The 14,716-nt window shown below is 71.4% G+C and carries 16 protein-coding genes; 4 read left to right on the top strand and 12 right to left on the bottom strand.

The window, feature by feature from the left end; genetic code table 11:
• Positions 1-20: 20 nt before the first annotated feature.
• Both BLA60_RS34950 and BLA60_RS34945 read left to right on the top strand, forming a co-directional pair.
• Positions 21-371: a metalloregulator ArsR/SmtB family transcription factor gene (locus BLA60_RS34950; RefSeq protein ID WP_075137341.1), complete on the top strand. Its 351-nt coding sequence runs from the start codon at positions 21-23 to the stop codon at positions 369-371.
• Positions 368-859 (top strand): SRPBCC family protein, encoded by a 492-nt coding sequence (locus BLA60_RS34945; RefSeq protein WP_075137340.1) that lies wholly within the window; start codon positions 368-370, stop codon positions 857-859. Before BLA60_RS34950 ends, BLA60_RS34945 begins: the two co-directional genes overlap by 4 nt.
• Here the strand turns inward: BLA60_RS34945 and BLA60_RS34940 are convergent.
• From BLA60_RS34940 to BLA60_RS34930, 3 genes are read right to left on the bottom strand one after another with little or no spacing between them, the layout of a single operon-like run.
• A complete protein-coding gene (locus BLA60_RS34940; RefSeq protein WP_075137339.1) occupies positions 774-1,217 on the bottom strand; it encodes a hypothetical protein in 444 nt (147 codons plus the stop codon). The genes BLA60_RS34945 and BLA60_RS34940 overlap by 86 nt on opposite strands.
• Positions 1,214-2,110: an RNA polymerase sigma factor SigJ gene (sigJ, locus tag BLA60_RS34935; protein ID WP_075137338.1), complete on the bottom strand. Its 897-nt coding sequence runs from the start codon at positions 2,108-2,110 to the stop codon at positions 1,214-1,216. The genes BLA60_RS34940 and sigJ (BLA60_RS34935) overlap by 4 nt, the downstream gene beginning before the upstream one ends.
• A complete protein-coding gene (locus BLA60_RS34930) occupies positions 2,107-3,264 on the bottom strand; it encodes an NAD(P)/FAD-dependent oxidoreductase (protein ID WP_075137337.1) in 1,158 nt (385 codons plus the stop codon). The genes sigJ (BLA60_RS34935) and BLA60_RS34930 overlap by 4 nt, the downstream gene beginning before the upstream one ends.
• Positions 3,265-3,328: 64 nt before the next feature.
• Here BLA60_RS34930 and BLA60_RS34925 point away from each other — a divergent pair, with 64 nt between their 5' ends.
• Both BLA60_RS34925 and sigJ (BLA60_RS34920) read left to right on the top strand, forming a co-directional pair.
• On the top strand, positions 3,329-3,514 hold the full coding sequence (locus BLA60_RS34925; RefSeq protein WP_075137336.1) for a hypothetical protein: 186 nt from the start codon (positions 3,329-3,331) through the stop codon (positions 3,512-3,514).
• A 55-nt stretch (positions 3,515-3,569) separates the two neighbouring features.
• The gene (gene sigJ / locus BLA60_RS34920) at positions 3,570-4,487 is read left to right on the top strand and encodes an RNA polymerase sigma factor SigJ (RefSeq protein ID WP_075137335.1); all 918 of its coding nucleotides are present in this window, start codon (positions 3,570-3,572) and stop codon (positions 4,485-4,487) included.
• On the opposite strand, the gene xylB is transcribed toward sigJ (BLA60_RS34920), so the two are convergent.
• From xylB to BLA60_RS34875, 9 genes are all read right to left on the bottom strand, one after another.
• Positions 4,477-5,955, bottom strand: coding sequence for a xylulokinase (gene xylB, locus BLA60_RS34915; RefSeq protein WP_075137334.1), 1,479 nt, complete (start codon positions 5,953-5,955; stop codon positions 4,477-4,479). The genes sigJ (BLA60_RS34920) and xylB overlap by 11 nt on opposite strands.
• Before the next feature lie 110 nt (positions 5,956-6,065).
• Positions 6,066-6,851, bottom strand: a complete 786-nt coding sequence (locus tag BLA60_RS34910) for a GntR family transcriptional regulator (protein ID WP_211288949.1) — start codon at positions 6,849-6,851, stop codon at positions 6,066-6,068.
• 88 nt (positions 6,852-6,939) lie between these two features.
• The gene (locus BLA60_RS34905) at positions 6,940-8,340 is read right to left on the bottom strand and encodes a mucin-5B (RefSeq protein ID WP_075137332.1); all 1,401 of its coding nucleotides are present in this window, start codon (positions 8,338-8,340) and stop codon (positions 6,940-6,942) included.
• A gap of 16 nt (positions 8,341-8,356) precedes the next feature.
• The gene (locus tag BLA60_RS34900) at positions 8,357-9,316 is read right to left on the bottom strand and encodes a substrate-binding domain-containing protein (RefSeq protein ID WP_075137331.1); all 960 of its coding nucleotides are present in this window, start codon (positions 9,314-9,316) and stop codon (positions 8,357-8,359) included.
• Positions 9,317-9,349: 33 nt separating this feature from the next.
• Positions 9,350-10,327 carry an ABC transporter permease gene (locus BLA60_RS34895; RefSeq protein WP_211288948.1) on the bottom strand — a complete coding sequence of 326 codons (978 nt, stop codon included), beginning with the start codon at positions 10,325-10,327 and terminating at the stop codon, positions 9,350-9,352.
• Positions 10,324-11,805 (bottom strand): sugar ABC transporter ATP-binding protein, encoded by a 1,482-nt coding sequence (locus BLA60_RS34890; protein WP_075137330.1) that lies wholly within the window; start codon positions 11,803-11,805, stop codon positions 10,324-10,326. The genes BLA60_RS34895 and BLA60_RS34890 overlap by 4 nt, the downstream gene beginning before the upstream one ends.
• On the bottom strand, positions 11,805-13,208 hold the full coding sequence (locus BLA60_RS34885; protein WP_211288947.1) for an aldehyde dehydrogenase family protein: 1,404 nt from the start codon (positions 13,206-13,208) through the stop codon (positions 11,805-11,807). Before BLA60_RS34885 ends, BLA60_RS34890 begins: the two co-directional genes overlap by 1 nt.
• Before the next feature lie 95 nt (positions 13,209-13,303).
• A complete protein-coding gene (locus BLA60_RS34880) occupies positions 13,304-13,894 on the bottom strand; it encodes a vitamin K epoxide reductase family protein (protein ID WP_211288946.1) in 591 nt (196 codons plus the stop codon).
• A gap of 23 nt (positions 13,895-13,917) precedes the next feature.
• Positions 13,918-14,658, bottom strand: coding sequence for a DsbA family protein (locus BLA60_RS34875; protein ID WP_075137328.1), 741 nt, complete (start codon positions 14,656-14,658; stop codon positions 13,918-13,920).
• Positions 14,659-14,716: the final 58 nt, after the last annotated feature.

Here is a 14,716-nt window from a genome sequence, read left to right as displayed (position 1 = left end):
AGGGTCGTTACGCTTCAGGGGTGGACGACGTGGCCGCGGCGATCGCGGATCCGGTGCGCCGGGACATCCTGGTGATGTTGCGGGAGCGGGACCTGCCGGCGGGCCGGATCGCCGAGCGGTTCCCGATCAGCCGCCCGGCGGTGAGCCGGCACCTGCGGGTGCTGCGGGAGAGCGGGCTGGTGCGCGACACGCTCACCGGGCGCGAGCGGTGGTACTCCCTGGAGGCCGACCGGCTCGCGGAACTGACCGGCTGGTTGGCCCAGTTCAACCGACCATCCGGTTGGGAACACCGGTTGGACGCGCTGGCGACCGAGGTCCACCGCACCCGTCGCGAGCGTGGCACGACCCAACGACAGGAGAAACACGCATGACCACCCCACCGACCGGACGGCTGATCCCCGTGGGCGCCGGCCACGACCTCGTGCTCAGCCGCACCTACCGGGCGCCCGTCGAGGACGTGTGGGCCAGCGTCACCGAGTCCGAGCGGACCGCGCGCTGGTTCGGGCCGTGGGAGGGCGACGCCGCCCCCGGCAACGTGATCAGGGTCCGGATGGACCACGAGGACCAGACCCCGTGGTGCGACCTGCGCGTCGACGCCTGCGAACCACCGCACCGGCTGGCACTGTCCATGTCGGACGCGGCCGGGGACTGGCACATCGAGCTGCTGCTGGCCCACGACGCCGGGCAGACCGAACTGCGCCTGGTGTTCCACCTCGACGACACCGCCGGCCTCGGCGAGACCGGGCCCGGCTGGGAGTACTACCTGGACATGCTCACCGCCAGTCGTTCCGGTCGACCACTACCGGACTTCGCCGAGTACTACCCGTCGCTGAAGCCCTACTACGACGGGTTGCGGTGAACGGCCGCCACACCAGCAGCGCCAGCGCCGTCACGTAGCCGGCCAGCGCGACCCCCAGCGGCACGTGCAGGTCCAGTGCGCCGGACACGCCGACCGCGTACTGCCCGGCCTCGCCGGCCACCAGCGGCAGGCTCGCCAGCAGCGGCCAGCGCGCCCCGGCCCGCCACCACACCACCGCGGCCGCCACCAGCTGCGCCAGCCCGACCACGGTGCCCACGTCGGCGGCCAGGCGGTGCCCGGCCAGCATGCCGGCGTCGCCGACCAGGTAGCGACCGGCCAGCACCGGCAGCACGAAGATCACCACGGCGTGCGCCGTGACCAGCCAGCGCAGCACGCCGTAGGAGCCCCGGCCGGTCATCGGCTGATCCGGCGGACGGCGGTGACGGCCACCAGCTTGTCGGGGTTGCGGATGGCGTAGAAGTTGGTGATCAGCCCGCCGGCCACCTCGATCAGGAACACGCCGTCGAGCCGGTCGTCGCGGTGGGCGACGACGGCGGGGGTGTGGTTGCAGTTGACGATCTCCACGCGCAACCCCGGCGGCCGGCGGCGCGGGTGGAAGATCTCCAGCAGGAACGCGGCCACCGTCGCCGCGCCGACGACCGGGCGGTGCGCGGCGGTGGCCTTCCCGCCGCTGTCGGCGGTCCAGGTGGCGTTGGGCGCGAGCAGGGCGACCAGACCCTCCAGGTCACCGCTGTCGGCGGCGGCCAGGAACCGCGCGGTGATCCGCTCGGTCTGCGCGGTGTCGGCCGGCGCGAACCGGCGGCGCCGCGCGTGCACGTGTTCGCGGGCGCGGTGGGCGACCTGGCGGGCCGCGGTCACCGACTTGCCTACGGCCCCGGCGATCTCGTCGTAGTCGAAGCCGAACACCTCGCGCAGCACGAACACCGCGCGCTCGTCGGGGGTCAGCGTCTCCAGCAGCACCAGCATCGCCATCGACACCGACTCGGCGAGCACCACGTCGGCCGACGGGTCGTGCTCGTCGAGCAGCAGCGGCTCGGGCAGCCACGGTCCGATGTAGTCCTCGCGGCGGCGGGCGTTGGCGCGCACCGTGTTGAGCGCCTGCCGGGTCACCAACTGGGCCAGGTAGGACCTGGTGTCGCGGACCGTGCCGAGGTCGACCGAGGCCCAGCGCAGGTAGCTGTCCTGGAGCACGTCGTCGGACTCGGTGGCCGAGCCGAGGATCTCGTAGACGATGGTGAACAGCAGGGGCCGCAACAGGGTGAACCGCTCGGCGTGCTCGTCGACGGTCACCGCGCGCCCTCGAACTGGTCGCTGCGCCGGCCACCCCTTGTCCAGAACACCGAACCGGGTTTGGCGGCCTCGCGCCGGATGCCCCACAGCGCGAGCCGGCAGGCGCCCTCCTTGAGCGCGGCGCCGAGCCGGCCGCCGACGTGGTAGTCGATCGAGGTGTCGTCGCGGCGGGCCAGTTGCAGGGTGCCGGCGCGCCGGCCGAGGCTGATCGCCGACCCCGTGAAGCCCTGGTCGATCACCGCCGGCTCGGTGCCGGCGATCCGGCTCAGTACGGTGTTCGCCGCCTGGGCGCCCAGCGGCGCCGCAGCCTGGCAGCTCATCCGCAGCGGCCGGCCCGACGGCGCGGCGGCGTCCCCGGCGGCGATGACCCGGTCGTCGTCGATGCTGGTCAGGGTCTCGTCGGTGAGCAGGCGGCCGAGCGCGTCGGTGTGCAGGCCGCTGGCGGTGGCCAGCACCGGCACGCCGAAGCCGGCCGTCCAGATGGTGAGCGCGCTGGGCCGGGTGGTGCCGTCGGTCAGCACGACCTCGTCGGGGCGGATCTCGGTGACCGCGACGTCCTGCAGGACGGTGACCCCGTGGCGGGTCAACCACTTCGCCACCGAACGCCGGCCGGGTTCGCTCAGCGGCGGGGCCAGCGCGCCGCCGCAGACCTGGGTGACCGGGCGGCCGAGGTCGGCGAGTTCGGCGGTCACCTCGGTGCCGGTCAGGCCGCCGCCGACCACGGTCACCGGCGCGTCGGTGGGCAGGTCGGCCAGCGCGTCGCGCAACCGTTGCGCCGCTTCGAGTTCGGCGATGGGGAAGGCGAACTCGATGCCGGGGACGGTGGCCGGCATGCCGGTGGTGGAGCCGACGGCGTAGATCAGGTAGTCGTAGTCCAGCAGGCGACCGGAGGCGAGCTGGACGGTGCGCGCGGTGGTGTCCAGGTAGGTGGCGCTGTCGACGACCAGCCGGACGCCCTCGCCGAGCAGCGAGCCGTAGTCGACCGTCGCGGTGCCGGTGCCGGCGACGAACTGGTGCAGCCGGATCCGTTCGACGAACTCGGGACGCGGGTTGACCAGGGTGACGTCGACGTCCTCGCGCAGGCGCAGGTGGTTGGCCGCGAGGGTCCCGGCGTAGCCGCCGCCGATGACCACGACCGTGGTGTGCTCTGTCATGCCCACTGGACACCGTCGACCCCTCGCGACGTGACAGGTAGCGATGTGACACCTGTCACTCAGAGTGGAGGTCACCAGGCCCGCCCACGGGCTGACCGTCGGCAACGGCCGCACCGGTGCGATGACCTGGCAGGGCAACAGCCCCACCAGCCAGATGTCCACTGTGGACGCATCGCGGCAGGCCGCGTTCGGCGCCGGGCTGATCAACCTGGCCACCACGCCCGCCATCACGAAACACCAGACGGCCTGACGATCGGCGGTGCCGTCTCGTCGGAACGGTGAGGGCACCGACGTGAGGAGAGATCATGACCGACCGGCCGGACGCGGGGTTGCGCGCGATCGTCAGCGAGCGGCGCCACCTGATCAACCTCGCCTACCGGCTCCTCGGGTCGGTCGCCGAGGCCGAGGACGCCGTGCAGGAGACCTACGCCCGGTGGTACGCCATGTCCCGGCGGCAGCAGGAGGCCATCGCCTCGCCCGGCGCGTGGCTGACGACCGTCGCGAGCCGCGTCTGTCTCGACGTGCTCGGCTCCGCGCGGGCCCGGCGTGAGCGGTACGTTGGCGAGTGGATCCCTGAGCCGCTGCCCGACCACACCGAGTGGGCGGGCGCCGTGGCCGACCCGGCCGACCGGGTCACCCTGGACGAGTCGGTCAGCATGGCGTTCCTCGTCGCGCTCGAGGCGATGACACCCGCCCAGCGCGTCTCGCTGGTCCTGCACGACGTGTTCCGGTACTCCTTCGCCGAGATCGCCGGGATCACCGGCCGCACGCCCGCGGCGTGCCGGCAACTGGCCTCCTCGGCCCGTCGCCGGGTCCGCGACACGCCCGCGACGCCCCCGGCCAGGCGGGCCCGGCTCGTCCGGGAGTTCCGGCTGGCGTGGGAGGCCGGGGACATCGACGCCCTCGTCTCCCTCCTCGACCCCGACGCTGTCGCGATCGCCGACGGTGGCGGGTTGGCCAGCGTGATCTCCCGGCCGAACACGGGCGCCGAGCGGATCGTGGCCTCGCTGGTCCACATCGAGGACCGGCTGCGCACGTTGACGTTCCTGGAGCGGACGGTCAACGGCGAACCCGGGCTGATCGCCCAGGTGAACGGCGTCACCGTCACCGTCTACTCGTTCGACGTCGTCGGCGACCGGATCACCCGCATCTGGGCCGTGCGCAACCCCGAGAAGCTCCGTCAGTGGACGACCGGCTCACCGGTCGACGTCGCTAGGTCGTGAACCAGGGCTCCAGGCGGCGGTAGGCGTCGGCGAACCGGGCGTGGCGGCGGCGGTACTCGTCGTGCCGCGTCGGGTCGGGGGTGAACTCGGCGGTGACCGTGGACAGGTCGCGGGCCACCGAGAAGTCCTCGACCAGGCCGACGGCCACGGCGGTGGTGACGGCGGCGCCCAGGCTGTTGGCCTCCTCGACGATGGTGCGGCGGCGGACCGTCGCGCCCCACACGTCGGCCAGGATGGACAGCCACAGGTCGCTGGCGGCGCCGCCGCCGATGGCGTCGATCCGGTCCACCGGCACCCCGGCCTCGCGGAACGCGTCCACGCACGTCGCCAGGTTGAACGCCACGCCCTCCAGTACCGCCCTGGTCAGCGCGGCGGGGCCGTGGTGGCGGGCCAGGCCGAGGAACGCGCCGGTGGCGGCGGCGTTCCAGTGCGGGGAGCGTTCGCCGAGCAGGTGGGGCAGGAAGTACAGGCCGGTGGTGTCGGCGTCGGCCGCCTCGGCCAGCAGCGCGGGCAGGGGAGCGGTGACCGACGGGCGCAGGACCTCGGCCACCCAGTCCAGCGACGCCCCGCCGGCCTGCATGGTCGCGGTCGGGACGTAACGGCCGGGCACCACGTGGTCGAAGGTCATCGTCCGCAGGTGGGTGTCGAGCAGCGGCTCGGTCGCCGACACCGACACCCAGGACGAGGACCCCAGGTACACGTAGGCCCCGTCGGACGGGTCGAGCACGCCGGCGCCCAGCGCGGCCAGCGGCCCGTCGCCACCGCCGAGGACGATCGGAGTGCCGGCGCACAGGCCCAGCTCGGCGGCCACCGACGGGCGCAGGCCCCCGGCGACCGTGGCCGACGGGACGATCGGGGGGAACAGCTCCGGGGACAGCCCGGCCGCCGCCAGCAGCTCGGCCGACCACGTGCCGCGGCGCTGGTCGTAGGCGTTGGTGGACGACGCGTCGGAGTGGTCGGTGAGCAACTGTCCGGTCATTCGCAGGACCACGTAGTCCTTGGCCAGGCACACGTGCCGCACGCGGGCGAACACGTCGGGTTCGTGGTCGCGTACCCACAGCACCTTGGCCAGCGAGTACGTCGGGTGGACCCGGTGGCCGAGCAGCCGGTAGGCGTGCCGGGCGCCGACGGCCTCGTTGAGCCGGTCGGCCTCGGCGGTACTGCGGTGGTCGGCCCAGATCATCGCCGGGCGCACCGGCTCACAGGCCGCGTCGAGCAGCACCGCGCCCATCATCTGGGCGCCCAAGCCCACGGCCATGACCTCGTCGGCGGCGGTCCCGGTGCGGGTGAGCAGCTCGCGGGTGGCGGTGCACACCGCCCGCCACCAGTCGGCCGGGTCCTGCTCGGCGACCCCACCGGCGGCGAAGGTCGTCGGGTAGTGCACGGTGACCGACGAGACCAGCTCGCCGTGGTCGGTGTGCAGTGAAGCCTTGTTCCCGGTCGTGCCGAGGTCATGCGCGACGATCATGTGCTCCCGCCTCGCAGGGTTCGCGGTGCGACGCGGGCCGGTGGCCTCTCGTTCTACGTCGAACACCGAGCCGAACCCTATGCGCAGCGGCGGCCGGTGACCAGGGGAGTTCAGTCCTGCGTGACGACCATCGCTGGCAGCCCGGTGGCCGGCGAACGGCGCCGGCGCAGGCGGACCTGGAAGCGGCTGCGGTCGCCCCGGTGGTAGGCCAGGAAGTGCTCGACCGGGCGGCCCAGCACGTCCCACGCCGTGCTGTGCAGCAGCAGTACCGGGTCGCCGGCCTCCAGGCGCAGCGCCTCGGCGATGCTGGCCGAGGCCGGAACGGCCTCCAGCATCCGGGTGCCGTTGTCCAGCTCCACGCCGTACTTGTTCTCCAGCAACCCGTAGAGCGACAGCTCGGTGAGATCCTCACCGAGGATGCCGGGTGCGATGGCCGGCGGCAGGTAGGTCCTGGCCAGCACCCACGGCTCGCCGTTGGCGTAGCGCAGCCGCTCCAGGCACACCACCGGGTCGCCCTCGGCCAGGCCGAGCTCGGCGGCCACCCCGGCCGGGGCCGGGATCAGCTCCTGCTGGAGCACCTTGCTGCGCAGCGTGCCGCCCCGCGCCTCGACGTCCTCGTGCAGCCCGGTCAGCGACTGGAACAGCGTCTCGTCGACCTTGCGGGCCGCGGCGAAGGTGCCCTGGCCCTTGCGGCGCACGACCCGGCCCTCGGCCTCCAGCTCGTCGAGCGCCTGGCGCACCACGGTCCGGGACACGCCGTACTGCTCGCACAGTTGGACCTCACCCGGCAGGCGCGAGCCCGCCTCCCAGTGGGTGTCCAGCCGCCCCTCGAGCAGCTGCTTGAGCTGCGCGTAGTAGGGCAGCGGTGAGTCGCGATCGATTCGGTCGCCGGGCACCGCCATACGATACGCCCCCAACGGATTCCCCTGATCCGGAATCGGGTGCGCCGAACGGGAATGTCCGGCACACCCGATTCCTCGGTCGTTATCTCTTCTTCTTCGGAACGAACAGCTTGATGTCGTCGAGCGAGGCCTTGCCCTCGTACACGTTCGTGTAGAGGTCACCGATGACGAAGTAGTCCGGGTAGGCCGAACCCTTCGCCCACTGGTCGGGCCAGGTGCGGTCGGCGACGACGCCGTTCTGCTTCAGGTCACCGTCGAACTGGCCGTCGTACTCGTCCGGGGTGACGTTGTAGTGCCAGATCGGCTTGCCGTCGACGACGAACGGACGGGTGAACCGGAACGTCTGCTCCCCGGAGCGGGCGAACATGCCGCTGATCTCCAGCGTGTACGCGGTCCTGCTGCGCTCGATGGCGATCGTGTAGTCGTGCTTGGGCATGAGCTCGGGCAGCATCTCCCCGGCGGTGGACAGCTGCTGCTCGGCCTTGCCGTCCGAGCAGGAGGTCATGAACCACTGCGAGTTGCCGGCCAGCCCGCCCTCGCCGGGCGAGTAGTTCGGCATTCCGGAGATCCACATGTTGACGGTGTTGTAGTTGCTGTCGCGGTAGTTGTAGTAGGTCTTGGTCTTGGCGTCGCAGATGCGCCCGCCGGTCCCGTCGCCGACCCGGTCGGGGTGCTGGGCGAAGGAGTCCATCAGGACCTTGCGGTGGTAGTGCCAGAAGTGGTTGTTCCTCGGCGCGGGGTCCGCGAAGTCCACGATCGTCATGAAGTGGTAGCCGTTGTAGCCGTACGGTCCACTTCGGACGTCCTGCCACTCGCAGTAGGGAGCTGAGGCGTCGCCCTCCCAGCCGGGGGTCCTCGGGCCCTCGCCCCACGGGTGCTGGGTCTTGCAGCCCTCGGTGGAGTAGCCGTTCTCCCGGCCGTCGTAGTTGATCTCGCCGCCGCGCTTGCCGCCGAAGTCGAGTGTCTTGAGCTTGTACTCGATCCGGTACTCCTGCGGGAGCTGGTTGGTCGGGCGGAAGATCGCGCCGCCGGTGTGGTCCGGGACGTCGATCTGGGCCACCTTGCCGGCACCGCGCAGGTTCTCGGTGCTGATCGTCGGCTCGTCCTCGATCACGCCGTCGGCGTTCCAGTCCCGCGCGGACAGCGACGCGGTCAGCCACCCGTTGGTGCCGAACGCGTAGTCCTTGCGGTAGGTGCGGAAGCCCGCCATCTGGTCGTTCCACGCCTGCCCGTAGTCGTTCTCGTACCACAGGCCGTTGTCGTCGGTGATCGTGTCGAACGGATCACCGTAGTTCTCCAGACGCCACTGGGCGTCGGTGGGTAACGGCGTGCTGAAGTCCTCGGCGTAGAGCAACTGCCAGCCGTCGTCACCTCTGCCCTTGGCGGTGGTCTCCTGGGCGGCCACCGCGCCGGGGGTGACCATACTGGTCACGAACAGCGCGGCGGTCAGCAGGGGAACGGCTCTTGATCGTCGTCGACTCATCGGCCCTCTCTCCGAATCAGAACTCACTGTTGGGGTCGTAGTGTTCGGCCACGTTGTCGCTGGTGATCCGGGGTGAGGGGATCACGGTGTCCTTCTGCGCCTGCTCGCCGTCGAGGATCGAGGTGAGCCGCTCGAACGCGGCGTCGCCCATCTCCACGGCGTTGTTGAGCCCGGTGACCGCGTAGTTGCCGCCCTCGGCGATGGCCGCGAGGGCCTCCTTCTGCCCGTCGACACCGGCGAGGAAGATCTGGTCGGCGCGGCCGGCGTCGGCGACGGCTTTCTGCGCGCCAAGGCACATCGAGTCGTTCTCGCAGAACACGGCGTCGAGGTCGGAGTGCTGGGCCAGCAGGTTCTCCATCACCCGCAGGCCGCCGTCGCTGCTCCACTCGGCGAACTCCGGGGCCATGACCTGCTCGATGCCGGTCTCGCCGTCCAGTACGGACTTCACGCCCTCGGTGCGGGCGATGCCGATCGAGTTGTCGGCGGGGCCACCGCGGATGATCGCGACCTTCCCCTTGCCGCCCAACCGCTCGGCGATGTACTCGCCGTCCTGCTCACCGATCGCCTTGTTGTCCGGGCCGACCCAGCTGGTGTACTCGCCGGTCTGGAACTTGCGGTCCACGAGCACGACCGGGATGTCCTTCTGGGCGATGGCGGTGAGCGCGGCCGGTGCCGCCTCCAGAGGTCCGCCGGAGATGATGATGCCGTCGACGTCCTTGGCGAGCAGTTCGGAGACGTTGGAGGTGAGCGTGGCGGCGTCGCCGCGCGCGTCGGTGACCAGCACCTCGACGCCGGCCTTGTCACCGGCCCGTTCGACGGTCTTGGAGATGCCGATGAAGTAGGGCGCGCCGAGCGTGAAGTTGACCATGCCGATGGTGCGGGTGCCGTCGTCGGCGTCGCCGCCGTCACCGGATCCGCAAGCCACGGCCGCCAACATCGTCGTCGCGACGCCGACCAGTGCGATTAGTCGCCGCATGGCAACCTTCCTTGTTGGTATGAAAGGGAAATCTCAGGCGTCCTCGCGGCGCCGTGCGAGCACGACGGCCACGATGATCAGGCCCTTGAGCACCTGCTGCCAGTAGCTCTGCACGTCGTGGAGCGTGAGCAGGTTGTCGATGAGCGCCAGCAGCACGACTCCGGCGAAGGTGCCGGGAACACTGCCCCGGCCGCCGGACAGGCGCGCCCCGCCGATGACGCACGCGGCGATCGCGTTGAGCTCCAGCGCCATGCCGACGCTGGGCTGGGCGATGCCGACCCGGGACGCGAGGATCACGCCGGCCAGGCCGGCGAGCAGCCCGCTGATGACGTAGGTCAGCAGGACGTGGCGCGGCACGTTGATGCCGGCCAGGCGCACCGCCTCCCGGTTGCCGCCGATCGCCACGATCGCCCGGCCGGCCGTGGTCCTGGTGAGGAACAGCCAGGCCAGCGCGAACGCGACGACCATCAGCAGGGTGGCGACCGGGATCGGCCCGAGCAGTTCGGTGCCCAGGGTGAGGAAGTTGATCTCGGTCGGGGTGATCGGGGTTTCGGAGTACACGTAGGCCAGGCCGCGGATGGTGGTCAGCGCGGCGAGCGTGACCACGAACGGCGCGAGCCGGAAGTGTGCCACCAGTACGCCGTTGACCGCCCCACACACCCCGCCGATGCCGATCGCGGCCAGCATCGCCACCGGCACCGGCAGGCCTTCGGCCAGACCGGCGGCCATGATGCCGGTCAGCGCCACCACCGAACCGACCGACAGGTCGATGCCGCCGGTGAGGATGACCATCAGCATCCCCAGCGCCAGCAACCCGGTGGTGACCGACTGGCGCAGCAGGTTGGTGAGGTTGTCGTCGGTCAGGAACGAGTCGGTCGAGGTGGCCGCCACGACCAGCAGCACCACGAACGCGACCGCGAAGCCGCCGTTGATCAGCAGGTTCCTGCTGGGGACCCGTCGTTGTTCGCGGACGTCGCCGACGTCCTGGGTCCGCTGGTCCACACCGGTCACGCGGCGACTCCAATCGAGTACGCGAGTACTTCCTCCTCGTCGGTCTCCGCGCTGCGCAGGTCGGCCACGACGCGGCCCTCGTGCATGACGAGCACGCGGTCGCTCATGCCGAGCACCTCGGTGAGGTCGGAGGAGATCATCAGCACGCCGAGCCCGGCGCGGGTCAGTTCGTCGACCATGCGGTACAGGTCGACGCGGGCGGCGACGTCCACGCCCCGGGTCGGTTCGTCGAGGATCAGCACCTTGGGCCTGGCCAGCAGCCACTTCGAGAGCACGACCTTCTGCTGGTTGCCGCCGGAAAGCTGGCCGACCGGCCGGGAGATCCCCCGGGGCCGCAGGTCCAGCCTCTCGGCCAGGTCGCCGACCGACCGCGCCTGGCGGACCCGGTCGATCAGGCCCCGGCGGCGGAAGGTGCGCATGGTGGCGAGCGAGGCGTTGTCCCGCACCGACAGGTCCAGCACCAGCCCGGTGGCCTTGCGGTCCTCGGTGACCAGCGCGATCCCGGCGTCGATGGCCTCCCGGGGCGAGCGCAGCCGCGCGGGCCGGCCGGCCAGCGCGATCTCGCCGCCGGTGCGCGCGGCCGCGCCGAACAGCACCTCGGCCAGTTCGCTGCGGCCACTGCCGACCAGCCCGAACATGCCGACGACCTCACCGGCGCGGATCGTGACCGACACGTCGGTGAAGCAGCCCTCGCGGCTCAAACCGGTGGTGCGCAACAGTTCCGCGCCGGGCTCGGTGCGCCGCGCCGGGTAGATCTGGTCGAGGCGGCGGCCGGCCATCAGCCGCACCAGCTCGGCCTCGTCGGTCCGCGCCGGCGTGGTGTCGGCGGTGATCACGCCGTCGCGCATGACGACCACCCGGTCGGCGATGGCCATGATCTCCTCAAGGCGGTGGGAGACGTAGAGCACCAGTACGCCCTCGGCGCGCAGCGAGCGGATCAGCGCGAACAGCTGGTCGAGGTCGTCGCCGGCGAGCACGGCCGAGGGCTCGTCGAGGATCAGGATCCTCGGTTCGGACGCCATCGCCTTGGCGATCTCCACCATCTGCCGCCGCGCGACCGACAGCCGCCGGGCCGGGGTGCGCACGTCGATGCCGGAGAACCCGGTGCGGCGCAACAGTTCCCCGGCCCGCCGGTGCGCGGCCGGCCAGTCGACCAGTCCGGCGCGGGTCGGCAGGTCGCCGAGCAGGATGTTCTCGGTGACGGTCAGATCGGGCACCAGGCTCAGCTCCTGGTGCACCGTGCGGATGCCCAGCGCCGCCGCGGCGTGCGGGTTGCCCAACTGCTCGGGCCTGCCGTCGACGGTGACCGTGCCGCCGTCGCGTTTCACCGCGCCGCACAGGATCTTGATGAGGGTCGACTTGCCCGCCCCGTTGGCGCCGACCACGGCGAGCACCTCGCCCGGCCCGGCGTCCAGGTCGATGCCGTGCAGCACCTCGACACCGGAGTAGGACTTGCGGACCCCGTCCAGGACCAGCATCAGGCGAGCGCTTCCATCACGATGATCGTCTTCTCCTCGGTCATCTCCCGTAACGTGTCGTGCAGGCTCTCCCGGCTGCCGCCGGTGTTCTTCGGCCCGCCGAAGGACAGGTGCTCCGAGCGCAGCGCGGTCGAGCCGTTGATGATCACGCCGCCGGCCTCCAGTCGCCGTGCGAGCGAGAGGGCGCGGTTGATGTCGCGGGTGAAGATCGCGGCCTGCAACCCGAAGTCGGAGTCGTTGGCCAGCCGCAGCGCCTCCTCGGCGTCGGCGACCCGCACCAGCGGCGCGACCGGCCCGAAGATCTCCTTGGCGATCTCCGGCTCGTCGGCGCGCACCCCGGTGAGCACGGTGGGGTGCACGAAGTTCCCTTCACGGATCCCGCCGGCCGCCAGGTGCGCGCCGCCCTCGACGGCCCGCCGCACGGCGTCCTCGACGTCGCGCGCGGCGGCCTCGGTGATCAGCGGGCCGACGTCGACGCCCTCGGTCAGCGGGTCGCCGACGGTCAGGGCCCTGGCGCGGGCGGTGAGGTTGGCGGCGAGTTCGTCGTACACGGCGTCCTCGACGTAGATCCGTTTGACCGCACAGCAGATCTGGCCGTTGCCCCTGGCCAGCCGGCCGAGCACGATGGCCTCGGCGGCGCGGTCGACGTCGGCGTCCGCGCAGACGATCATCGGGTCGTTGCCGCCGAGTTCGAGCTGGACCTTCTTCAGGGTGCCGGCGGCGAGTTCGGCGATGGCGCGGCCGGCGGTGGTGCTGCCGGTGAGGCTGATCAGCTGGATGTCGGGGCTCAGCGCGAGCGCGCGGACGACCTCGGGTCCACCGTGGACGATCTGGTGGGCGCCCGGCGGCGGGCCGGCCTCGGCCACGATCCGGCCGACCACCTCCAGGGTCAGCGGGCACTTCTCCGGCGGCTTGACGATGACCGCGTTGCCGGCGGCGAGCGCGGCGGCGGCCTTGTAGGCGTACAGCTCGACCGGGTAGTTGAACGGCACGACGGCGGCGACCACCCCGAGCGGCTCGCGGATGGTGAAGGCCAGGTGGTGTTCGAGGCCGGGGGAGACGTCGAGCGGGACCTGCCGGCCGAACAGCCGCTTTGCCTCCTCGGCGAAGCCGGTGAAGATGTTGGCCGCGGCGGCGACCTCGCCCCGGGTCTGGTCCAGCGGCTTGCCGTTCTCGGCGGCCAGCATCCGCGACAGTTCCTCGTGCCGTTCCCGGAGCCGGTCGGCGACCGTGGTCAGCAGGCCGGCCCTGGCGTGGGCGGGCAGGGCGGCCATCCGCCGCCGGCCCTCGCGTGCGGCGGCGATCACCTCGGCGACCCGTTGCTCGTCGGCGACCGGGACGGTCCCGAGTACCGCGCCGGTGGCGGGACTGTGGACCTCGATGACCTCACCGCTCGACGGCACGGCAACCTCCTCGCTGGGGACGTGGAGGGCATCATGTCATCCTGTACGTACAGGATGTCAAGAGGTTGATCCCGCTGGTCGGGACGGGTGCGGGCTCAGAACAGGGTCGACCAGTAGTCCCAGAACTCGACCAGCACGAGCACGATGATCACCACGTACCAGGCCGCCAGAACCGTGGAGTGGTAGCGCGCGAGCCGCTCGCCGAACGCGCGGGTCCGCTCGCCCGCGCGCAGCGTGTCCAGCGTCGTGTACCAGAAGATCGGGATGGTCACGACCCACACGACCATGCAGTACGGGCACAGCGCGTGCAGCGAGTACAGGCTGGTCGCGATGAGCCAGTGGATGAACACCACACCGAAGGTCGTGCCGACCTGCATCCCCAGCTGGAACCAGTACGGCGGCGCGAACCCGGCCAGCCGGGCCACGCCGACGGTCACCACCACCGCGAACGCGGCGACGCCGATCAGCGGATTGGGGAACCCGAACGCCTCGGCCTGCGCGGAGTCCATCACCGAGCCGCAGGAGATGATCGGGTTGATCGAACAGGTCGGCACGTAGTCCGGGTCGGCCAGCACGGCGAGCCGTTCCAGGATCAGCGCGCCGGCCCCGGCCAGGCCGATCGCCCCGCCGACGACGTAGAGCCACGCCGTCGCCCTGGTCAGCCCGCCGGTCGTGTCCCCAGCCATCTCCCCGGTCATCCCATGGGCCATCACATGGCCTCGTCGAGCATCGTCCGCAACTGCTTGTCGACGTCGGTGACCTGGTCGCTGGAGGGGTGGAAACGCTTGCCGTTGACGAAGAACGTCGGGGTGCCGGTCACCCCGACCTGTTGGCCGGCGGCCTGGTCGGCGTCGATGCGCTCCTGCACCGCCGCCGAGTCCCGGTCGGCGCGGAAGCGGTCCAGGTCAAGGCCGATCTCGGTGGCGTAGCGGTCGAAGAAGGTGGCCGCGCGCCGCTCGTCGTCGCTGAGCTGCTCGCCGTCCTCGCTGATCGCCCAGTCCTGGTAGTTGTCGTAGAGCGTGTGGTACATCTCGCGGTACTTGCCCTGCTTGGCCGCCGCCTCGGCGACCCGCGCCGCCGGCTGGGCGAGCGGGTGGCTCTCGATCGGGAAGTTGCGGGTGACGAAGGTGATCCGGCCGGCGTAGTCGGTCTCGATCGCATTGGTGACGTGCTCGTAGTACGCGGCGCAGGCGGGGCACTGGAAGTCGAGGAACTCGACGAGCGTGACCGTGTTGCCCGGCGTGGTGGTGAGCGTGTTGCTGTCCGGTTGCACGCGCAGTTCCGCCGGGATCTCGCCGCTGCCGGCACCGCCCTCGTCGTCGCGCTGGCTGGACCGGTTGAACAGCAGCACTCCGCCGATGACGAGCACGGCCACCACGACGATGACGATCGTGACGATGGCGTTGGGGGACAGTCCTCGGCGGGGGATGTTCGGGGAGGAGCGTGGCATGCCTGACCTTTCGCTGGGGTTGGCCCATGATCGGTCAGGTCGGCCCCACCCACCGGCC

Source organism: Actinophytocola xinjiangensis (assembly GCF_001921215.1).
Lineage (GTDB): Bacteria > Actinomycetota > Actinomycetes > Mycobacteriales > Pseudonocardiaceae > Actinophytocola > Actinophytocola xinjiangensis.
This window is presented reverse-complemented; position numbering and strand designations above follow the sequence as displayed.

What these genes read in the sequence shown, in the direction of transcription:
- BLA60_RS34945 (WP_075137340.1), top strand. Translation starts at nt 368, where the DNA reads ATGACCACCCCACCGACCGGACGGCTGATCCCCGTGGGCGCCGGCCAC.
- BLA60_RS34940 (WP_075137339.1), bottom strand. Translation starts at nt 1,217, where the DNA reads ATGACCGGCCGGGGCTCCTACGGCGTGCTGCGCTGGCTGGTCACGGCG.
- BLA60_RS34930 (WP_075137337.1), bottom strand. Translation starts at nt 3,264, where the DNA reads ATGACAGAGCACACCACGGTCGTGGTCATCGGCGGCGGCTACGCCGGG.
- sigJ (WP_075137335.1), top strand. Translation starts at nt 3,570, where the DNA reads ATGACCGACCGGCCGGACGCGGGGTTGCGCGCGATCGTCAGCGAGCGG.
- xylB (WP_075137334.1), bottom strand. Translation starts at nt 5,955, where the DNA reads ATGATCGTCGCGCATGACCTCGGCACGACCGGGAACAAGGCTTCACTG.
- BLA60_RS34905 (WP_075137332.1), bottom strand. Translation starts at nt 8,340, where the DNA reads ATGAGTCGACGACGATCAAGAGCCGTTCCCCTGCTGACCGCCGCGCTG.
- BLA60_RS34900 (WP_075137331.1), bottom strand. Translation starts at nt 9,316, where the DNA reads ATGCGGCGACTAATCGCACTGGTCGGCGTCGCGACGACGATGTTGGCG.
- BLA60_RS34890 (WP_075137330.1), bottom strand. Translation starts at nt 11,805, where the DNA reads ATGCTGGTCCTGGACGGGGTCCGCAAGTCCTACTCCGGTGTCGAGGTG.
- BLA60_RS34880 (WP_211288946.1), bottom strand. Translation starts at nt 13,894, where the DNA reads ATGGCTGGGGACACGACCGGCGGGCTGACCAGGGCGACGGCGTGGCTC.
- BLA60_RS34875 (WP_075137328.1), bottom strand. Translation starts at nt 14,658, where the DNA reads ATGCCACGCTCCTCCCCGAACATCCCCCGCCGAGGACTGTCCCCCAAC.